Genomic DNA, 18,835 nt, shown 5'->3' on the forward strand with positions numbered 1-18,835 from the left:
AGTGTGCCGGTCGGGATGCGCTCGGCGAGCAGGCTCCCGAGGCGGGCGGGAAGACGGGTCAGAGCTCGGCCGGCTCTCCCCAGACCTCGGCGACCTTCTCCCGCACGTCTCCGAGGAGCTGCGGGAGGGCCTTGGTCTGCGCGATGATCGGGAGGAAGTTCGAGTCCCCTCCCCAGCGCGGGACGATGTGCTGGTGCAGGTGGGCCGCGACGCCGGCGCCCCCGACCTCGCCCTGGTTCATGCCGATGTTGAACCCGTGGCATCCGGAGGCGTTCTTCAGCGCGGCCATGCCCTGGCGGGTGAGCTCCGAGAACTCCGCGAGCTCCTCCTCCGTCAGATCCGTGTACATCGGGATGTGCCGGTAAGGGCACACGAGCAGGTGTCCCGGGTTGTACGGGAACAGGTTGAGGATGACGAAGCAGGTCTTCCCCCGGGCCACGATGAGGCTGTCCTCGTCCTCCTTCCCCGGGGCCTCGCAGAACGGGCACCCCTTGGACTCGAACTGCTTCTGGCCGCCCTTGACGTAGGCCATGCGATGAGGCGTCCAGAGCCGCTGGAAGGCGTCCGGCACGCCCGCGAGGGTGTTGTCCTCATCGAGCTGGTCTCGCGGCACCTCCGGGAAGGACGCCTCCGGGGTCTCCGCGCGCTGCCGGTGCTCCTGCGAGGCGGGCTCGTCCGCCGCCGCACGCTCGGTGCTCATGCGTTGTTCTCCCTTCGCTCGATGACGCCGACGATCCGCTCCACGGCCTCGTCAACCGGGATCCCGTTGTCCGTGCTCCCGTCACGGAAGCGGAAGGAGACCGCGCCGGCCTCCGCGTCCTCGCCGCCGGCGATGAGCGTGAACGGGACCTTGTCCTTGCTGGCATTGCGGATCTTCTTGGGGAAGCGGTCCGTGGACTCGTCCACGCTCACGCGGACTCCCCGGGCCCGGAGGCGGTCCGCGACGTCCCGCACGTACTCGTTGAACGCCTCGGCGACCGGGACGAGCCGCACCTGCTCCGGCGCGAGCCAGGCCGGGAAGGCACCCGCGTAATGCTCCGTGAGGACGCCGAGGAAGCGCTCGATCGAGCCGAACTTGGCGGCGTGGATCATGACCGGCTCCTGTCGGCTTCCGTCCGCCGCCTGGTACTCGAGCCCGAAGCGGGCCGGCTGGTTGAAGTCGTACTGGACGGTGGACATCTGCCAGGTGCGGCCGATCGCGTCCCGCGCCTGGACGGAGATCTTCGGACCGTAGTAGGCCGCTCCGCCCGGATCCGGCACGAGCTCGAGGTCCGTCTCCTGGGCGCACTGCTCGAGCACCGCGGTGGCCTCCTCCCACTGCTCGTCCGTGCCGATGAACTTGTCCGACTCGGGATCCCGCGTGGAGAGCTCCAGGAAGAAGTCGTCCATGCCGAAGTCCTTGAGCAGCCCCAGGATGAAGTCCAGGAGGTGCTTGACCTCGGCCGGCGCCTGCTCCTTGGTCACGTACGAGTGGGAGTCGTCCTGGGCGAAGCCGCGAACGCGGGTCAGGCCGTGCACCACGCCGGACTTCTCGTACCGGTAGACATGGCCGAACTCGAAGAGGCGCATCGGAAGCTCTCGGTAGGAGCGCCCGCGCCCCCTGAAGATGAGGTTGTGCATGGGGCAGTTCATCGCCTTGAGGCGGTACTCCTGCCCCGGCTTGGTGACGTTGCCCTCCTCGTCATACTCCTCGTCCACCTTGAGCGGCGGGAACATGGTGTCCGCGTAGTACGGCAGGTGTCCGGAGGTGTGGAACAGTCCGTCCTTCGAGATGTGCGGGGTCCCGACGTACTGGAAGCCCTCCTGGATGTGGCGCTCGCGGACGTAGTCCTCCATGACGCGCTTGATGATGCCGCCCTTGGGGTGGAAGACGGGCAGGCCCGAGCCCAGCTCGTCCGGGAAGGAGAACAGGTCGAGCTCGGCGCCGAGCTTGCGGTGGTCGCGGCGCTCGGCCTCGGCGAGGCGCTCCTGGTACGCCTTGAGGTCCTCCTTGGTGGGCCACGCCGTTCCGTAGATGCGCTGGAGCTGCTTGTTCGCCTCGTTGCCCCTCCAGTAGGCCGCCGCCGTGCGGGTCAGAGCGAAGGCGTTGGAGATGAGCTTGGTGTTGGGCAGGTGCGGTCCGCGGCAGAGGTCCCGCCACACGACCTCGCCGCTCTTGCGGTCCACGTTGTTGTAGAGCGTCATCTCCCCTGCGCCGACCTCGACGCTGGCGCCCTCGGCCGCGTCGGCGCCGGACCCCGGGCCTCCGGCGAGATCGATGAGCTCGAGCTTGTACGGCTCCTCCGCCATGGCCTCCCGGGCCTCGGAGGGCTCGACGACCTGGCGCTCGAACCGCTGGCTCTGGTTGACGATCTTGAGCATCATCTTCTCGAGGGCCTTGAGGTCCTCGGGGGTGAAGGGCTCCTCGACGTCGAAGTCGAAGTAGAAGCCGTCCTTGATGTACGGCCCGATGCCGAGCTTGGCGTCCGGGCGAAGCTGCTGCACCGCCTGCGCCATGACGTGGGCGGCGGAGTGGCGCAGGACGTTGAGGCCGTCCGGCGAGTCGACGGAGACGGGCTCGACCTCGTCCCCTGCGGAGAGCACGGCGGAGAGGTCCTTGAGCTCGCCGTTGACGCGCGCGACCACGACCTCCTTGCGGTCCGCGAACAGCTCCGCCGCCGTGGTCCCCTGGGTCACCGTGGCGCTCTGTCCCTCGACCAGTACCTCAATCTCTTCAGCTGCCACAGCTCTCTCCTTGCGCTCTCGTGGTGGACCTTCATCAGCACGGGGCATACGTCGACCCCGACCGGTCCGGTGGTCAGTCTATCGGGCTGGAGCCGCCCTGCGGCGAGACGCGGACGAGGGGCTCCGCGGGGCGAGAAGACGCTCCAGGCTTCCGTCCTGGGCCGCGAACGCCTTGGCCGCCTCGGCGAGGTCCCACGCCGCCGTGGCCTGGAGGCTGATCCCCCTCGGCCCGGTCCGCCGGGTCCGGCCCCGGATGAGGAGCTGGCGAGTGCCGAAGAGCAGGGGTCCTGCCTGCTCCTGTGCGTCCTCGAAGAAGGTCGTGTCGATGCAGCCTGTGCCGTCCTCCACCGAGATGAACACGACCCGCTTGCCGCTGTGCATCGGCGGCGTCTGCGTGGCAACGCGGATTCCTCCGACGATCACCTCGGCGCCGGAGCGCAGGCCGAGGAGATCCGAGGCCCGGGCCGCCCCGAGGTGCCGCATGAGGGCCTCATAGCTCGTCATGAGATGACCGCTCACGTCCACGCTGAGCAGGTCCAGCTCTGTGCGGATGCGCTCGGCAGGCGTCTGCTCCGCATGGACCCGCTCCAGCTGGTCCTGCTCGAGGTCCCCGAAGTCGAAGGCCTGCTGCCCCTCCAGAACCCGGCGCCGTGCCGCCTGCCCCGCGGCGGAGACCCCGGGCGCGTCCGCGATCGAGGAGAGATGCGCGACGACGTCCGCGCGGCTCCCGCTGCGGGACAGGGACTCGAAGGCCCCCACCGCCGCGAGGGTCACCATGCTGCGCCGGCTGAGACGGGCCCGGTCCCGCACCTCGCCCACGCTCCGGTAGGGAGCGTTCGCGACGATCCTGCGCAGCTCCGCCTGGGACACGCCCTTGATCTCCTTGAGCGCAAGCCGGATTCCGAGCCGGCCCGCCGCGGTGCGCTCCACGCGGTAGGAGGTATCCGAGGCGTTGACGTCCAGCGGGAGGATGGGCACTCCCATGCGCCTCGCCTCGGAGACGAGGAGGCGCTTGGGGTACATGCCCGGGTCGTGCTCCCAGATCCCCGCGAGAAAGGCCTCGGGGTGGTGCGCCTTGAGCCAGGCGCTCTGATACGTGGGCACGGCGAAGGCCGCCCCGTGGGCCTTGCAGAACCCGAAGCTCCCGAAGCCGTGGAGCGTCTCCCAGACGGAGTCCACGGCCTCAGGCGGGAAGCCGCGCTCCAGAGCCCTCTCGCGGAAGCGGCGCTCCACCTCCGGCTCCGCCTCCGGGTTTCCGAGCAGCCGCCTGTACACGTCCGCCTGGGCCAGGCCGCAGCCCGTCATCTCGTCGAAGATCCGGAGGACCTGCTCGTGGAAGACGGTCACGCCGTGGGTCTCCTTGAGCGCCTGGCGCAGCCTCGGGTGCGGATAGTTCTCCACGCTGAAGCCGTGGCGGTTCTCAAGGTAGGGCCTGACCATGTTGGTCTGCATGGGGCCGGGGCGGAAGAGGGAGATGTCGATGATGAGGTCGTTGAACTCCCGGGGCTCGAGCTTTCCGATGAGCTCCCGCTGCCCGGGCGACTCGATCTGGAAGCAGCCGAGGGTGTGCGTGGACTGGATCAGGCGGAACGTCTCCGGATCGTCCAGCGGGACCGCGTCGATGTCGATGCCGCCGTCCTCCGCGAGGTACCCGGCGTCCGGTGCATGCCGGCCGGCCTCGACGACGCTCTCCCGGTCCGGGTGCATCCGCCGGACTTCTGAGAGGGCATAGGCGATCGAGGACTGCATGCGCACGCCCAGGACGTCGAGCTTGATGAGGCCCATGTTGTCCATGTCGTGCTTGTCATACTGGCTCATCGGCAGTCCCAGCCCGCTTGCCTGCACGGGGGTGCGGTCCAGGAGCGAGAGGTCAGAGATGAGGACGCCGCAGGGGTGCATCGAGATGTGCCTCGGCAGACGGTCGATCCGGGCGCTCAGGTCCACAAGGAGGTCCAGCTGCTGGTTCTGCTCGATGCGGGCGGCCACCTCCCGGAGCTCCGGCTTGCTCGCGAGAGCGTCTCGCAGGCTGCTCGCCGAATACCTCCAGATGGATCCCGCGACCTCCCCCACGGTCTCCTCTTCCAGCCCCAGGGCCATGCCGGCGTCCCGCACCGCGCCCCTGGCCTGGTAGGCGTTCTGCATGCTCATGAGGCTGACCCGGTCCCTGCCGAAAGCGGCGAAGACGTCCTTGTAGATGCGGTGGCGCTCCGCGCTCTCCACGTCCAGGTCGATGTCCGGAAGGGTGGTCCGCTCCCTCGAGAGGAACCGCTCGAACACCAGGTCGTGCTGCAGGGGGTTCACACCGCTGATGCCGAGCACGTGGTTGACCATGCTCGAGGCGCCCGATCCGCGAGCGCTGACCCTCAGGCCCGACTCGCGGATCATCCGGGTCACTTCGGCGACGGTGAGGAAGTACCCCTCGAAGCCGAGGTCGCGGATGACGGAGAGCTCGTGGTCGAGCAGGTCCCGAACCCGTTCCTCGGTGATGGGGCGTCCCTCGAGGTCTCGGGGGCCTGCCGCCCGGTGGGCCTGCTCATGGCAGCGGCGGACGAGCTCGCGGGCCGGGTCTTCGGCCAGACCGAGCGCGGAGAGCTCCGGGATGCGGGGCTTCTTCCAGCCTGCGTCCGCCACCGGGTCGAAGCCGCTGGCCTCGGCGAGCTGGCGGGTCCGGCGCAGGAGGGCGGCCGCGCCCATGGCCCCTTCTCCTGCGGCGTGCATGATCTCGTGCGCCACCCGCTTCATCTCCGGACCGGATTTCAGCCACCCCTGCCCGTTGGGCTGGGGCGCGGGGACGTCGGCGAAGGCGGTGAGATGGCGGGCCGCGTCCACGATGTCCGCGGTCATGGCGCCGTCCGGCTCTGCGTACCGGACGGCATTGGTGAGGACGGTGGGCACGCCCTCCTCGCGGCAGAGGCGGTGCATGCGAACCGCCTGGGCGGTGCTGAGACGGCTGCCGGGCTGGGCGAACTGGGTGACGAGCTCGCCGACGACGGCGTCTCTCCCGAGGGCGGAGATCCAGGACCTCAGGGCTTTCCGGGCCTGTCCGAAGCGGTGCTGCTGGATGAGCCAGCCGACATTGGAGTCCGGGCCGAGCATGACGCTCACCTGGGGGCCGTGCGGAGTGAGGCCGAGGCCCGCCAGGTCTGGGACGGCGAGAACGGGCGGGCTCTTCACCCCCTGGGCGTGTGCTGCGGAGACGATGCGGCAGAGCGCGGCATAGGTGCCCGGCGGGGGCGCGGAGGCGGCGCGGCCCGTCCTGTTGCCGCCGGGAGGGCAGGCGTAGGGCCCGGGCTCGTCGAGGAACGCGGGCCGCCGGGAGCGTGTCATGACGGCGGCCCGGCCTCCCACGCTCACGGCGAGGTCCGCGCCGAGCACGGGGACGAGCCCCTCTCTGAGGCATGCCGCCATGTGCTTGACCGCCCCGTAGAGGCCGTCCCGGTCTGTGCAGCCGAGGTACTCGGAGCCCTGGCTCCGGGCCGCTGCGGCCAGCTCGTGGGGCCAGGAGACCCCGTAGTGGGCGCTGTAGGCGCTCGCCACCCTCAGGTGTTCGAACGGCACGGCCCTCACCTCCTTCACGGTCCTCTCCGCTGCGCGCTGCCGTCTGGCTGTCCCGGACCGGGCCGGCTAGACGTGCTGGCGCGCAGTGTGCGTGCTGATGCGCTGCCCTCCGGGGCGAAACGCCGCGGGGCGTGGAGAGCTCCGGTGCTCCGAGTGCACGCAGATCATCCGCCAGCGGCTTGTGCCGATCCGGTGGGAGACGTCGAACGTGGCGACCTCCGCACCGGGCGAGAGCCGGACCTGGAGCCGCCACAGCTCGTGGTCGATCACCCCGCCGCCGGGTCCTGCCTCTCCCGGCTCGGGGTGCTCCCACCAGCGCCGCCGCTCGAACCACCGCACGGGCTCGGCGACCACCTTGTAGACACGTCCCTGCCATGTGACGCGCAGCGGCATGCCGCTCGTGGTGACGTCCACCTGGATGCTCTGGGTCAAGAAGCCCATGGAACCCTCCTCGAAGAACTCTATTCGAACATATGTTCGATGACGAGTTCGACCCTAGGAAGAGGGGTGGACACTCTAAGGGCGCGCGCACCGGCTGGCGCACGCCTGCCTGCCCGGCCCCGATAAAATGGAGGCTCGCCGCCCCAGACCCCTACTCGGAGGCCACACGTCCATGCTCTCGAAAGGATCCGCGCTGGATCGCTACTTCCGCATCTCCGAGCGCGGCTCTTCGCCCGCAGCCGAGGTCCGCGGAGGACTCGCCACCTTCTTCGCCATGAGCTACATCGTGGTGCTCGCTCCGCTCATCCTCGGCACCGTGCCGGACGGCACGGGCCATGTGCTCGGCGTCCCTCAGGTCGCGGCGGTGACGGCGCTCGTGGCCGGCGTGATGACCGTCGTCATGGGCGTCTGGTCCAAGCACCCCTTCGCCCTCGCCTCGGGCCTGGGCGTCAACGCCTTCGTGGCTGTGACCATCGCCTCACACAAGAGCCTCTCCTGGCCGGACATCATGGGCATCGTGGTCCTGGCCGGACTCACGATGATGCTGCTCGTCCTCACGGGCTTCCGCACCGCCGTCTTCAACGCGGTTCCGGAGAGCCTCAAGACCGCCATCGTCGTCGGCATCGGCATGTTCATCGCGCTCATCGGCCTCGTGAACGCCGGGTTCGTGCGCCGCATCCCTGACAAGGCGGGGACCACCGTCCCCGTGGGGCTCGGGTTCGACGGGGTCCTCATCGGATGGCCCACCCTGACCTTCGTCTTCGGCCTGCTGCTGACCATCGCGCTCGTCGTGCGGCGGGTGAAGGGAGCCATCCTCATCGGCGTCGTCGCCACCACGGTCTTCGCCGTCGTCATCGAGGCGATCGCGCCCTCGGGCTCCTCGGTCAAGAACCCGGCGGGCTGGTCCCTCGTGGTTCCCGCGCTCCCCGAGCAGGTCTTCTCCGCCCCGGATCTCAGCCTCATCGGCAAGGTCAGCCTCTTCGGCTCCTTCCACGACATCGGCGTGGTCTCCGCGCTCCTGCTCAGCTTCTCGATCCTCCTCAGCATCTTCTTCGACGCGATGGGCACCATGGTGGGCGTCGCCTCCCAGGCGGGCCTCGTCAAGGAGGACGGCAGCATCGAGAACGTCAACCGCGTGCTGCTCGTGGACGCGGCAGCGGCCGTCGCGGGCGGCGGCGCCTCCGCCTCCTCGAACCAGATCTTCGTCGAGTCGGCGGCCGGCGTCGGCGAGGGGGCCCGGACCGGCCTCTCCTCCGTCGTCACGGGCGCCCTGTTCCTCGTGGCGATGTTCTTCACGCCGCTCGTCTCGATCGTCCCGTTCGAGGCGGTGGCGCCCGCCCTCGTCGTCGTCGGCTTCATGATGGTCTCCCAGGTCACTCGGATCGACTGGACGGACATGGGCCTCGCGATCCCCGCGTTCGTGACAATCACCCTCATGCCGTTCACGTACTCGATCGCGAACGGCCTCGGCACCGGATTCGTCACCTTCGTGTTCATCCGCGCCGTCCAGGGGCGCGGGCGCGAGGTGCACCCCATCATGTGGGCCGTGGCCACCGCGTTCGTCGTGTTCTTCGGCATCGGCCCGATCGAGCAGCTCATCGGCCTTCGCTGACGCCGCGCCGGGCGATGCCCGCCGCGCAGACTCCTCGCAGAGAAGCCTCAGGAGAGCCCCGCAGACCCGTTCTGCGGGGCTCTCCCGCGTCCCGGCCCCGCCCGGGCTCCTCAGCCGATCCACTAGGGTCGCCGTATGGACATGACCTTCACCCCCGTCCCCGAGTCCTACCGCCGCTTCGCCGAGACCGAGTGCCAGGACGCCCCCGTCTACGCCGCCTGGACCCGCGCCGTGGCCGGGAACGCCGAGCTCTGCGAGCGGATCGCCCGCCTCCCCGGCCCGAAGCGCCAGCCCAACCTCATCTTCGCCGCCGCGCGGATCCGCACCCCGGAGCGCCCGGACGGCTCCTTCGAGCTCGACTCCCTCTCCCCGGAGGCTCTCGTGCAGCGCCTGCTCGAGACCTGGGACGCGATCGAGCACACCCTCCTCACCCGCGCCAACCAGACCAACGAGCCCGCGCGCAGCTCCATCCACATGCCGCTCATGGCCGAGCTCGACCGTCCCATCGCGCTCATCGAGGTCGGCTGCTCCGCGGGTCTCACGACCATTCCCGACCGGTACAGCTACCGCTTCCGCACCGCCCGAGGGACGACGACGGCGGACCCCGCCGACGGCCCCTCCCCCGTGGTCCTCGACTGCGATGCCGACGACGACGCGCCGGAGCACCTCCCCGAGATCGTCTGGAGAGGCGGGATCGACCTCAACCCGCTCGACCTCGACCCCTCGACCCCGCGCGGGCGCGACGACCTCGCCTGGATGAAGGCGCTCGTCTGGCCCGGACACGAGCACCGGGCCCAGCGGCTCGAGAAGGCGGCCCGCCTCGCCACCGAGCAGAGGGCGCGGGGGCCCTGGACCACCGTGACCGGGGACCTTCTCGCCGAGCTGCCCCGGCTCGTGGAGCAGGCCGAGCGGGAGGCCCTGGGAGCCGCGATTGTGGTCATCCACACCGCGGTCATCGTCTACCTCCCGGATCCCGCGGAGTTCGAGGCGCTCATGGCCGGCCTCCGAGACCGGGTGGAGTGGCTGAGCTGCGAGGGCCCCTCCGTCCTGCCGGGCGTTGCCAGCCGGCTCGGCGAGCGGGCGCAGGCCGCTCTCGAGCCCGGCGCCTTCATCCTGGCCCGCAACGGGCACCCCGTGAAGCAGGCCCAGAGCTGGGGCTACTGGACGCGCCCCCTCCCCGGAGAGAGCTAGACGAGCGCAGGCTCCAGACGCGCGAAGGCCCCCGCCGGAATCGGCGGGGGCCTTCGTGTCAGCTCGGGCGGCGGCGAGTGCCGCAGCCTGAGGCCGGACTAGTTGCCCGTGAGCTTCTCGCGGAGAGCGGCAAGAGCCTCGTCCGAGGCGAGCGTGCCGGACTCAGAGGCCGGGGCCTCCGAGGAGTAGCTCGTGGTGCCCGGAACCTCGGCGCCAGCGGCGGCCTCAGCGTCCTCGGCGAGGTGCTGGGCGACCTGCTTCTTGTGAGCCTCCCAGCGGTTCTGGGCCTCAGCGTACTGAGCCTCCCAGTTGGCGCGCTGCTGCTCGTAGCCCTCAAGCCACTCGTTGGACTCCGGGTCGAAGCCCTCCGGGTACTTGTAGTTGCCCTCTTCGTCGTACTCCGCGGCCATGCCGTAGAGCGCCGGGTCGAACTCGGTGCCCTCCGGGTCCACGCCCTCGTTCGCCTGCTTGAGGGAGAGGGAGATGCGGCGGCGCTCGAGGTCGATGTCGATGACCTTGACGAAGAGCTCGTCACCGACGGAGACGACCTGCTCGGCCAGCTCGACGTGGCGGACAGCCAGCTCGGAGATGTGGACGAGGCCCTCGATGCCGTCCTCGACGCGGACGAACGCGCCGAACGGGACGAGCTTGGTGACCTTGCCCGGGACGACCTGGCCCAGAGCGTGCGTGCGGGCGAACGTCTGCCACGGGTCCTCCTGCGTCGCCTTCAGCGAGAGGGAGACGCGCTCGCGGTCCATGTCCACCTCGAGGACCTCGACCGTGACCTCCTGGCCGACCTCGACGACCTCGGACGGGTGGTCGATGTGCTTCCAGGAGAGCTCGGAGACGTGGACGAGGCCGTCGACGCCGCCGAGGTCCACGAACGCGCCGAAGTTGACGATCGAGGAGACGACGCCCGGACGGACCTGGCCCTTCTCGAGCTTGTTGAGGAAGCTGGAGCGGACCTCGGACTGGGTCTGCTCGAGCCAGGCGCGGCGGGACAGGACCACGTTGTTGCGGTTCTTGTCCAGCTCGATGATCTTGGCCTCGATGGTCTGGCCGATGTACGGAGCCAGATCGCGAACGCGGCGCATCTCGACGAGCGAGGCCGGGAGGAAGCCGCGGAGGCCGATGTCGAGGATGAGACCGCCCTTGACGACCTCGATGACGGTGCCCTCGACGACGCCGTCCTCTTCCTTGACCTTCTCGATGTCGCCCCAGGCGCGCTCGTACTGGGCGCGCTTCTTGGAGAGGATCAGACGGCCTTCCTTGTCCTCCTTGGTGAGGACGAGGGCCTCGACCTGGTCACCGACAGCGACGACCTCGCTGGGGTCCACGTCGTGCTTGATGGAGAGTTCGCGAGACGGAATAACGCCTTCCGTCTTGTAACCGATGTCGAGGAGAACCTCGTCACGGTCGACCTTGACGACGGTGCCTTCGACCAGGTCCCCATCGTTGAAGTATTTGATGGTGGCGTCAACGGCGGAGAGGAACTCCTCCTCGTTTCCGATGTCGTTGACTGCGACCTGCGGCGTCGTGCTAGAGGTGGTGGTCATGTAGTAGGGGCTCCGTTGTGGATAGTGTCTCGGTACCCGTCCCGGGCGAAATCAGCGCAGGCGCACGCCCGCGCCCCCGAGGGGGTATGTGGATGGATTGCGCACAAGAGTGCTTCTCCACGATAACGCCTCTCGCGCGGATATTCCAGCCTCCGGCCGCGGCGAGCCGCTCTCGCCGCGCCGGCCGTCCGGCCCGGGACACGGCCGCCTTCCGGACTGAGGCCCCGGCCTTCCTTCCGGCCCGAGGTCAGAGCCCGGCGGTCAGAACCCGATGAGGCACTGGACCGGCGAGGCGAACCGCAGCAGCCCGCAGAGGGCGCGGACCTCCTCCGCGCTGCCGCGGCAGAGCTCCACGTCCGCCATCTCCTGGACGCTCACGCGCCCGGCGAGCACCTGGGTGAGGGAGGCGACGTCGATGACGCACCCCTGCTCCCCCGCCGGATCCTCCACTCGGCTCAGCGAGCCCCGGCCGTCCCGGACGCGCAGCTCGTACGTCCCGGACACGAGGTCCAGCGGGTCCTCGACCGTGAGGCGGGCCTCGCCGTCGGACACGAAGGGGAGCTGGCCGAAGACGGCGGGGAGGTCGAGCAGGCGCCACCACACGAAGTCCGTGCGCCCTCGGACCTGGATGCTCCGGGGGTTCTCGAAGAAGGTGCGCGTGTAGACGCTGCGGTTGTCGTGGGTGATGCGGTCCACGAGGTCCATGGCCACGAAGTGCCGCCACATCTCCCGCTCCGCGAGCGGGGTGGCCCCGACGCACTCGAAGACCTCGAGGGTGTACGGGCGCGAGACGTTCTCCCAGCCGCCGTGGCGGTAGGTGGCGCAGCCGTCGATCTCCCCGTTCTCGTCGAGGTGCACCAGCGCGCGGCGCTTGCCCATCTCGCCCTCGAGGCCCTCGTGGTCCTCCCCCGTGAACCCGCCGATGACGTAGTCCTTCTGGAAGAGGGAGCCGTACGTGCGCTCGTGGAAGGCGCGGACGATCCGCGGGGCGACCTCCCGGACGCGGTCGATGGAGACGTAGCGGATCTCTCCCGTGCGCTCCCCGCGGATGCGGGCGCCCGCCGTCGTGATCTCGAACGACTCCCAGAAGCTGGTGGGCGCGAAGCCGAAGCGGCCGTAGATGGCCCCCTCGCTCACGGTGAGGCTCGAGACGGGGGCCGTCTCGGCCACGCGGCGCAGGTGCTCGCGCATGACGGTGCTGAGGATCCCCCGGCGGCGGTGGGTCGGGTTGACGGTGACGCCCGTGATCATGTCGCAGGGCACGGAGGCGCCGGGACGGGCCGCGAGGTTGAGCTCTCCGGTGAAGGACTCGAACGTGGCCACCGGGAAACGGGAGCCGAAGTCCGGGTCGTCGCCGAGCGAGTCGTCGTGGACCACGGTCCCCTCGGAGCCCTTGGCCACGAGCCTCCGCGCCAGGAAGGAGAGCTTGGCCTCCGTCGGCTCGGCCTCGTGGAAGCCCTGCCGCACCGCCCGGATCCAGTTGCGGGTCTCCGGGTCGGGGCGCTCGGCGCCCTCCTCCGAGACCATCGTGGGGCGCACGGTCTCCACCCTAAGCGGGCTGAGCCGGGCGTAGGGGGCCTCGGGCTGGTCGCTTGCGGTCACGGTTGCCTCCTCGGGGCAGAGAGCGGGGATCGGCGCGCCGGAGCGCGCGGGCGCGGTGCGGGGCCTCGGGGACTCCGCGCGGCGCTCTTGCGATCTTAGTGGGCGGCCTCGTTCCAGTCCCGGCCGAAGCCGACGTTGACGTCCAGCGGAACGGACAGGCTGGCCGCGGCGCCCATCTCCTCGCGCAGCAGGCTCTCCACGGCCTCGCGCTCGCCCGGGGCCACCTCGAGAACGAGCTCGTCATGCACCTGGAGCAGCATGCGGGAGGCGAGCCCCTCCGTCCGGAGCCGATCCTGGACCGAGAGCATGGCCTTCTTGATGATGTCCGCGGCCGTGCCCTGGATCGGCGAGTTGAGCGCGATGCGCTCGGCGTTCTCCCGCACCTGCCGCTGGTCCGAGCCCAGCTCTGGAAGGTAACGGCGCCGGCCGCTGATCGTGGACGTGAAGCCGTCCGCCTTGGCCTGGCGGACCACGCCCTGGAGGTAGTCCCGCACGCCGCCGAAGCGGTCGAAGTAGCTCTTCATGAGCCGGCGGGCCTCGTCCACCGAGATCTTCAGCTGCTTGGAGAGGCCGTAGGAGCTGAGGCCGTAGGCGAGGCCGTAGGACATCGCCTTGACCTTCGAGCGCATCTCCCCCGTCACCTCGTCCGGCTCGACGCCGAAGACCTGCGAGCCCACGAAGTTGTGCAGGTCCTCGCCCGAGTTGAAGGCGTCGATGAGCGCCTCGTCCTCGGAGAGGTGGGCCATGATGCGCATCTCGATCTGCGAGTAGTCCGCGGTCATGAGCCCCTCGAACTCGCCGTCCGCCACGAAGACGCTGCGCAGGAGCCTGCCCTCAGCCGTGCGGACGGGGATGTTCTGGAGGTTCGGGTTCGTCGAGGAGAGACGGCCGGTGGCCGCCGCGGTCTGCGCGTACGTGGTGTGCACGCGGGACTGTGCCGTCACGGACTCCTTGAGGAGCTTGACGAACTGTCCGAGCTTGGTGAACTCGCGGTACTGGAGCAGCCAGCCCATGAAGTCGAAGCCGCGCGTCCCCGGCTCGAGCTTGAGCATGAGATCGGCCAGCGCCTCGGCGTCCGTTGTGTACCCGGAGGCGATCTTGCGCGTCTTCGGCAGCCCCAGCGTCTCGAAGAGCACCGTCTGCAGCTGCTTCGGCGAGGAGAGGTTGACCGTCTCCCCCACGAGCTCGCCCGCCTTCTCCTTGGCCTCGGAGGCCTTGCCGCTGAACGTCCGCTCGAGCTCGTCGAGCCGCTGCAGGTCCACGGCGATGCCCGCGGTCTCCATGTCCAGCAGGACGCGGGAGAGCGGCACCTCGAGGCTCTCGAGGATCTCCGCCGCCCACGGGTGCTCGCCGAGGCGCTGGGAGACCTCGGCCGCCACGGGGTGCAGGAGCCACGCCATGAGGCTGAGCCGCTCGAGCGACTCCCCGATCCGGGCCTCGCGCTCCTCCGCGCTCTCCTTCTTGAGGGAGGCGGCCGTGGGCTTCTTCGGCTTGGACGGCAGCGTCTGGGACGTGAACTCCCCGGCGAGCTGCTCCGGCGCGTACCCCTTGGCCCCGGGCCGCAGGACGAACGCCTCGAGCGCCAGGTCGCGGGCGCCGTCCCCGAGCTCGAACCCGAGGTCCCGCAGCCGGTGGGTCATCCCCTTGACGTCTGAGGCCAGGACGTCCCCGGCGCGCTCGGAGAGGAACCGCGCGAGCGCCGTCGTCGTCGGCTCGTCGAGGTCCGAGAGGCGGGCCGAGCCGCGAGCCGCGTCCGAGGCGAGGAGGAGGACGTCTCCGGCGCGCACGTCCTCCTCGAGGACGACGGCGACGGCGGTGCCCTCGGAGCCGACGACGGCTGCGAGCGCATCGGGGCTCGTCACATCGGAGCGGTCCGGGGCCTCGAGCTCTTCCTCCGGCTCGGGCGCGGCCACGAGGTCCGCGCGGACCCGCTGGCGCAGCGTGCGGAACTCGAGCTCGTCGAAGAGCTCGTCCATGGCCTCGAGGTCCGGCTCGGCGCGCCGCATCTCGTCCACCGAGTACGGCAGGACGAGGTCTCGCTTCAGTCCGTTGAGGCGGTGGTTGCGGCGGACGTCGTCGAGGGCGGCGCGCAGGTTCTCGCCCACCTTGCCCTTGATCTCGTCCGCGTGCTCGATGACGCCCTGGACCGAGCCGTACTGGCCGATCCACTTGGCCGCCGTCTTCGGCCCCACCTTGGGCACTCCCGGGAGGTTGTCCGCGCTCTCCCCGACAAGCGCCGCGAGATCCCGGTAGCGGTCCGGCCCCACGCCGTACTTCTCCTCGATGTCCGCGGCCGTCATCGGCGGGATGTCCGAGATGCCCTTCTTCGGGTAGAGCACGTGCACCTTGTCCGTGATGAGCTGGAACGCGTCCCTGTCGCCGGAGACGACGACGACCTCCGCGCCCTCGGCCTCCCCCTGCGTGGCGACGGTCGCGATGATGTCGTCCGCCTCGAACCCCTCGACCGTGATCCACCGGATGTTGAGCGTCTCGAGCACCCGCTGGATGGCCTCCACCTGGCCCGCGAACTCCTCGGGCGTCTTCTCCCGCCCGCCCTTGTACTCGGCGTACTCCTCGCTGCGGAACGTCGGGCCGGAGAGGTCGAAGGCGACGGCGACGTGCGTCGGCTGGAGCTGCCGGACCATGGTGAGCAGCATGGACGTGAAGCCGTGCACGGCGTTCGTGTGCTGCCCCTCGGAGTTGACGAAGCTCTCCACCGGAAGCGCGTAGAAGGCCCGGAAGGCCATCGAGTGGCCGTCGATGACGAGGACCTTGGACGTGGGGGTCAGGGACTCGAATTGTTCAGCGGTGCTCACAAGTGCAAGCCTATGCCTATGACGAGCGAGCCTTCATCCTCACAGCGGTCCTCCTTCTTCCCGCCCGAGGCCGAGTACGCCGAGGAGCTCACCGACGAGCGCCGCGCCTTCCTCGAGTCCGCGGGCGTGCCGCCCGAACACCACGAGATGCTCAAGCACTGGGGCCTCGGCCCTCTCGGGGTCAAGATGGGGCTGCGGTTCGAGGAGATCTCACCGGAGCGCATGGTGGCCACGATGCCCGTGGACGGGAACCAGCAGGTGGCCGGCATCCTCCACGGCGGCGCGCACGTGGTCCTCGCGGAGACGCTCGGCTCCATGGCCGCTGCGCTCCACGCCTGGCCGCACGGCTACGCCGTCGGCGTGGACATCAACGCGACCCACCACCGCAGCGCGCGCTCCGGGCTCGTCCGCGGCACCGCCACGGCCGTGCAGCTCGGCCGGCGCCTGTGCTCCCACGAGGTGGTCATGACGGACGAGGACGGCCGCCGTCTCTCCACCGCCCGCATCACCAACATGGTCATTCCGTTCGAGCGGTGACGGGCTCGTGCCCGCGGGGCTGCGGCGCCCGCTAGTGGGACTTGCCGCCGAGCGCCGGGACGATGAGGTAGATGCCGAACAGCACGGCCGCTCCCACCACCGCGAAGCACGTCCACGCTGCCGCCCGCGGCAGGCCGGCTGACTCGCCGCGCTCCGAGCGCGCCGTCGCATCCGCGATGAACCGCACGCCGAGCCCGTAGAAGAGGACGAGGACGGAGGAGGCGAGGAACGTCGCCACCGCGACGTCGATGAACGCCTTGACCTTCTCGTTCATGCGCGATCAGCGTCCTTCCGGTTCGAGGCGTCCGCGGACGCCGGTGCGGCGGAGGACTGTCCCCCGCCCGCGAGGGCGGCCGAGCGCTCGGCCCGCCGCGCCTCCTTCTTCATGCGGCGCCGCTCCTTCTTCGAGGGGATGCGGACCGCCGCGCCGGCCTCCTCGACCTCCACCTGGGACTCGGCCCGGCTCTTGTCCTTGAGGGACCAGAGGAACATGCTCACGATGAGCGCGAGGCCCACCACCGCGTCCACGACGACGCCGAGGGTCCCGAGGTGCGCAAGCGCTGCGGCCAGGGCGCCGACGACGCCGGCCGCCGGCAGGGTGAACAGCCAGCCCACGATGATCTTTCCCACGAGCGACCACTTCACCGTGGCGCCCTTGCGGCCGAGGCCGGAGCCGATGACGGAGCCGGAGGCCACCTGCGTCGTCGAGAGCGCGAAGCCGAGGTGGGAAGAGGCGAGGATGGCGGACGCCGTCGCGCTCTCCGCGGCGAAGCCCTGCGCGGGCTTCACGGACGTGAGCCCCTCGCCGAGGGTGTGGATGATGCGCCAGCCGCCCGCGTAGGTGCCGAGGGCGATGGCCAGCGCACACGCCGCCACGACCCAGATGTGCGGCCCGGTGCCGCCCTGCTGGAGACCGCCCGAGACGAGGACGAGCGTGATGACGCCCATCGTCTTCTGCGCGTCGTTGGTGCCGTGGGCCAGCGCCACGAGGGAGGAGGAGAGGATCTGCCCGTACTTGAAGCCGCTGCGGCTCGGGGCCACCTTCTCCGTGTTCCGGGTGACCCAGTAGGCGAGCTTCGTCGAGGAGAAGGCGACGACGCCGGCGATGAGCGGCGCGAGCACAGCCGGCAGGACCACCTTGGCGAGGAACACGGGGCCGTTGACGGCGCCGAAGCCGGCTCCCACGACCGCGGCGCCGATGAGGCCGCCGAACAGGGCGTGCGAGGAGCTGGACGGCAGGCCCCGCAGCCACGTGAACATGTTCCACGCCACCGCGCCGATGAGGCCCGCGAAGATCATCTCCGGCGTGATGCTCACTCCCCCAGGCCCCTCCTTGATGAGGCCTCCCGAGATGGTCTTGGCCACCTCCGTGGAGAGGAACGCGCCCACCAGGTTGAGGACCGCCGCGAGGGTCACCGCCGCCTTCGGCTTGATGGCTCCCGTCGCGATCGGCGTGGCCATCGCGTTCGCCGTGTCATGGAAGCCGTTCGTGAAGTCGAAGAACAGCGCCAACGCGATGACGAGCACGACGATGAGTGAGATCTCCATTGAGAGTCCGTCCGTTGGTGGGCACAGTCAGCGGGCAAAATGTCCACGTCCATTCATACCACCGTGAACGGCGGGTGAACTCCTCGGAAACCCCGCGCGCTCCGCTCGCGCCCGAAGGCACGCCGGGTCTCGGGAGAGCCCGACGACGAGAGCGGCCCCGGACTCGCATGAGTCCGGGGCCGCTGCGGGAAGGGTGCCCAAGGTGGGACTCGAACCCACACACCTTTCGATACCGCATTTTGAGTGCGGCGCGTCTACCGATTCCGCCACTTGGGCGCGTCTGTCCAGTCTAGTCGATGGCCGGCCAGGACCGCATCGGGCGCGGCGTCCGGGACGGCAGGAGGCGGACGGGGTCCCCGATTCGACACGGGAGACGGCCGCGTCTTATAAACTGAACACTCTCCACGCGAACGGCCGCTCGCCACGCTTCGGCGTGTCCCGCGGGCCGCACGCCCGACCGCACCTGAGGAGCGCCATGGCAGAGCATGATCAGACCGACGCGTCGAACGAGTCCGCCCGCACGGTGCTTCCCGAGGGCGCCTCGGACATCCCGCCGGCTCCGGAACCCGAGCAGCGCAGGCGCGTCGTCGTCGCCGAGGATGAGACGCTCATCCGGCTCGACATCGTCGAGACGCTCGAGCACCAGGGCTTCGAGGTGGTGGCCGAGGCCACGAACGGCGAGGAAGCCGTTTCCCTCGCGCGCGAGCATCAGCCGGACCTCATGCTCATGGACGTGAAGATGCCTGTCATGGACGGGATCTCGGCGGCGGAGACCATCGTCAAGGAGAGGATCGCGCCCGTCGTGCTGCTCACCGCCTTCAGCCAGAAGGAGCTCGTAGAGCGGGCCCGTGAGGCCGGAGCCATGGCGTACGTGGTCAAGCCCTTCAGCGAGGCGGACCTCGTCCCGGCTATCGAGATCGCCCTCTCCCGCTATGACGAGCTCCGAGCGCTCGAATCCGAGGTCGCGGACCTCAAGGAGGCGTTCGAGACCCGCAAGCTCGTGGAGCGGGCCAAGTCCCTCCTCATGACCAAGGCCGGGGTGACCGAGCCTGAGGCGTTCCGCTGGATCCAGAAGACCTCCATGAACCGGCGCCTCTCCATGCGCGAGGTCGCGCAGACGATCATCGACCAGATGTGAGCCGCGGCGGCCGGATTGCCGCCTGACCGGCCGCTGTCTGGCCGAAGACGAGGAAGCGGGCCGAGTCCATCCGGACTCGGCCCGCGTCTCTGCGTCTCGGGGCAGAGGCTCG

13 protein-coding genes and 1 tRNA gene are annotated in these 18,835 nt (G+C 69.9%); 4 read left to right on the forward strand and 10 right to left on the reverse strand.

The features are described 5' to 3' along the window. Positions 1–58 precede the first annotated feature (58 nt). The 4 genes from H9I38_RS02250 to H9I38_RS02265 all read right to left on the reverse strand — a co-directional run bounded on the left by H9I38_RS02250 (position 59) and on the right by H9I38_RS02265 (position 6,723). On the reverse strand, positions 59–700 hold the full coding sequence (locus H9I38_RS02250) for an HIT family protein (RefSeq protein WP_226336993.1): 642 nt from the start codon (positions 698–700) through the stop codon (positions 59–61). Further along, positions 697–2,772: a threonine--tRNA ligase gene (thrS, locus tag H9I38_RS02255; protein WP_413463502.1), complete on the reverse strand. Its 2,076-nt coding sequence runs from the start codon at positions 2,770–2,772 to the stop codon at positions 697–699. Before thrS ends, H9I38_RS02250 begins: the two co-directional genes overlap by 4 nt. Positions 2,773–2,802: 30 nt before the next feature. Next, positions 2,803–6,282, reverse strand: a complete 3,480-nt coding sequence (locus H9I38_RS02260; RefSeq protein ID WP_226336995.1) for a DNA polymerase III subunit alpha — start codon at positions 6,280–6,282, stop codon at positions 2,803–2,805. 66 nt (positions 6,283–6,348) lie between these two features. Next, the gene (locus H9I38_RS02265; protein ID WP_226336996.1) at positions 6,349–6,723 is read right to left on the reverse strand and encodes a DUF6504 family protein; all 375 of its coding nucleotides are present in this window, start codon (positions 6,721–6,723) and stop codon (positions 6,349–6,351) included. A gap of 172 nt (positions 6,724–6,895) precedes the next feature. Between H9I38_RS02265 and H9I38_RS02270 the strand changes: the two genes are divergently transcribed. Together H9I38_RS02270 and H9I38_RS02275 are read left to right on the forward strand one after the other, a co-directional pair. Continuing rightward, positions 6,896–8,335, forward strand: a complete 1,440-nt coding sequence (locus H9I38_RS02270) for an NCS2 family permease (RefSeq protein WP_226336997.1) — start codon at positions 6,896–6,898, stop codon at positions 8,333–8,335. Positions 8,336–8,476: 141 nt separating this feature from the next. Beyond that, on the forward strand, positions 8,477–9,526 hold the full coding sequence (locus H9I38_RS02275) for a DUF2332 domain-containing protein (RefSeq protein ID WP_226336998.1): 1,050 nt from the start codon (positions 8,477–8,479) through the stop codon (positions 9,524–9,526). Positions 9,527–9,624: 98 nt separating this feature from the next. Here the strand turns inward: H9I38_RS02275 and rpsA are convergent, their stop codons facing one another. The 3 genes from rpsA to polA form a co-directional block, all read right to left on the reverse strand. Beyond that, a complete protein-coding gene (rpsA, locus tag H9I38_RS02280; protein ID WP_226336999.1) occupies positions 9,625–11,082 on the reverse strand; it encodes a 30S ribosomal protein S1 in 1,458 nt (485 codons plus the stop codon). Positions 11,083–11,343: 261 nt separating this feature from the next. Further along, entirely contained in the window at positions 11,344–12,684 is a 1,341-nt protein-coding gene (locus tag H9I38_RS02285) for a GNAT family N-acetyltransferase (RefSeq protein WP_226337000.1), read from the reverse strand. A gap of 95 nt (positions 12,685–12,779) precedes the next feature. Next, positions 12,780–15,500: a DNA polymerase I gene (gene polA / locus H9I38_RS02290; RefSeq protein WP_226337001.1), complete on the reverse strand. Its 2,721-nt coding sequence runs from the start codon at positions 15,498–15,500 to the stop codon at positions 12,780–12,782. An 18-nt stretch (positions 15,501–15,518) separates the two neighbouring features. On the opposite strand from polA, the gene H9I38_RS02295 reads away from it, so the two are divergent. After that, complete coding sequence (locus H9I38_RS02295; protein WP_226337002.1) at positions 15,519–16,037, forward strand: PaaI family thioesterase; 519 nt, start codon at positions 15,519–15,521, stop codon at positions 16,035–16,037. 31 nt (positions 16,038–16,068) lie between these two features. Here the strand turns inward: H9I38_RS02295 and H9I38_RS02300 are convergent, their stop codons facing one another. From H9I38_RS02300 to H9I38_RS02310, 3 genes are all read right to left on the reverse strand, one after another. Then, complete coding sequence (locus H9I38_RS02300; RefSeq protein WP_226337003.1) at positions 16,069–16,311, reverse strand: hypothetical protein; 243 nt, start codon at positions 16,309–16,311, stop codon at positions 16,069–16,071. Further along, entirely contained in the window at positions 16,308–17,585 is a 1,278-nt protein-coding gene (locus H9I38_RS02305; RefSeq protein ID WP_226337004.1) for an inorganic phosphate transporter, read from the reverse strand. The genes H9I38_RS02300 and H9I38_RS02305 overlap by 4 nt, the downstream gene beginning before the upstream one ends. A gap of 194 nt (positions 17,586–17,779) precedes the next feature. After that, positions 17,780–17,861 (reverse strand) — tRNA-Leu (locus H9I38_RS02310). 199 nt (positions 17,862–18,060) lie between these two features. On the opposite strand from H9I38_RS02310, the gene H9I38_RS02315 reads away from it, so the two are divergent. Continuing rightward, entirely contained in the window at positions 18,061–18,723 is a 663-nt protein-coding gene (locus H9I38_RS02315) for an ANTAR domain-containing response regulator (RefSeq protein WP_226337005.1), read from the forward strand. Positions 18,724–18,835: the final 112 nt, after the last annotated feature.

Origin of the sequence: Arthrobacter sp. UM1 (assembly GCF_020483305.1) — a bacterium.
Lineage (GTDB): Bacteria > Actinomycetota > Actinomycetes > Actinomycetales > Micrococcaceae > Falsarthrobacter.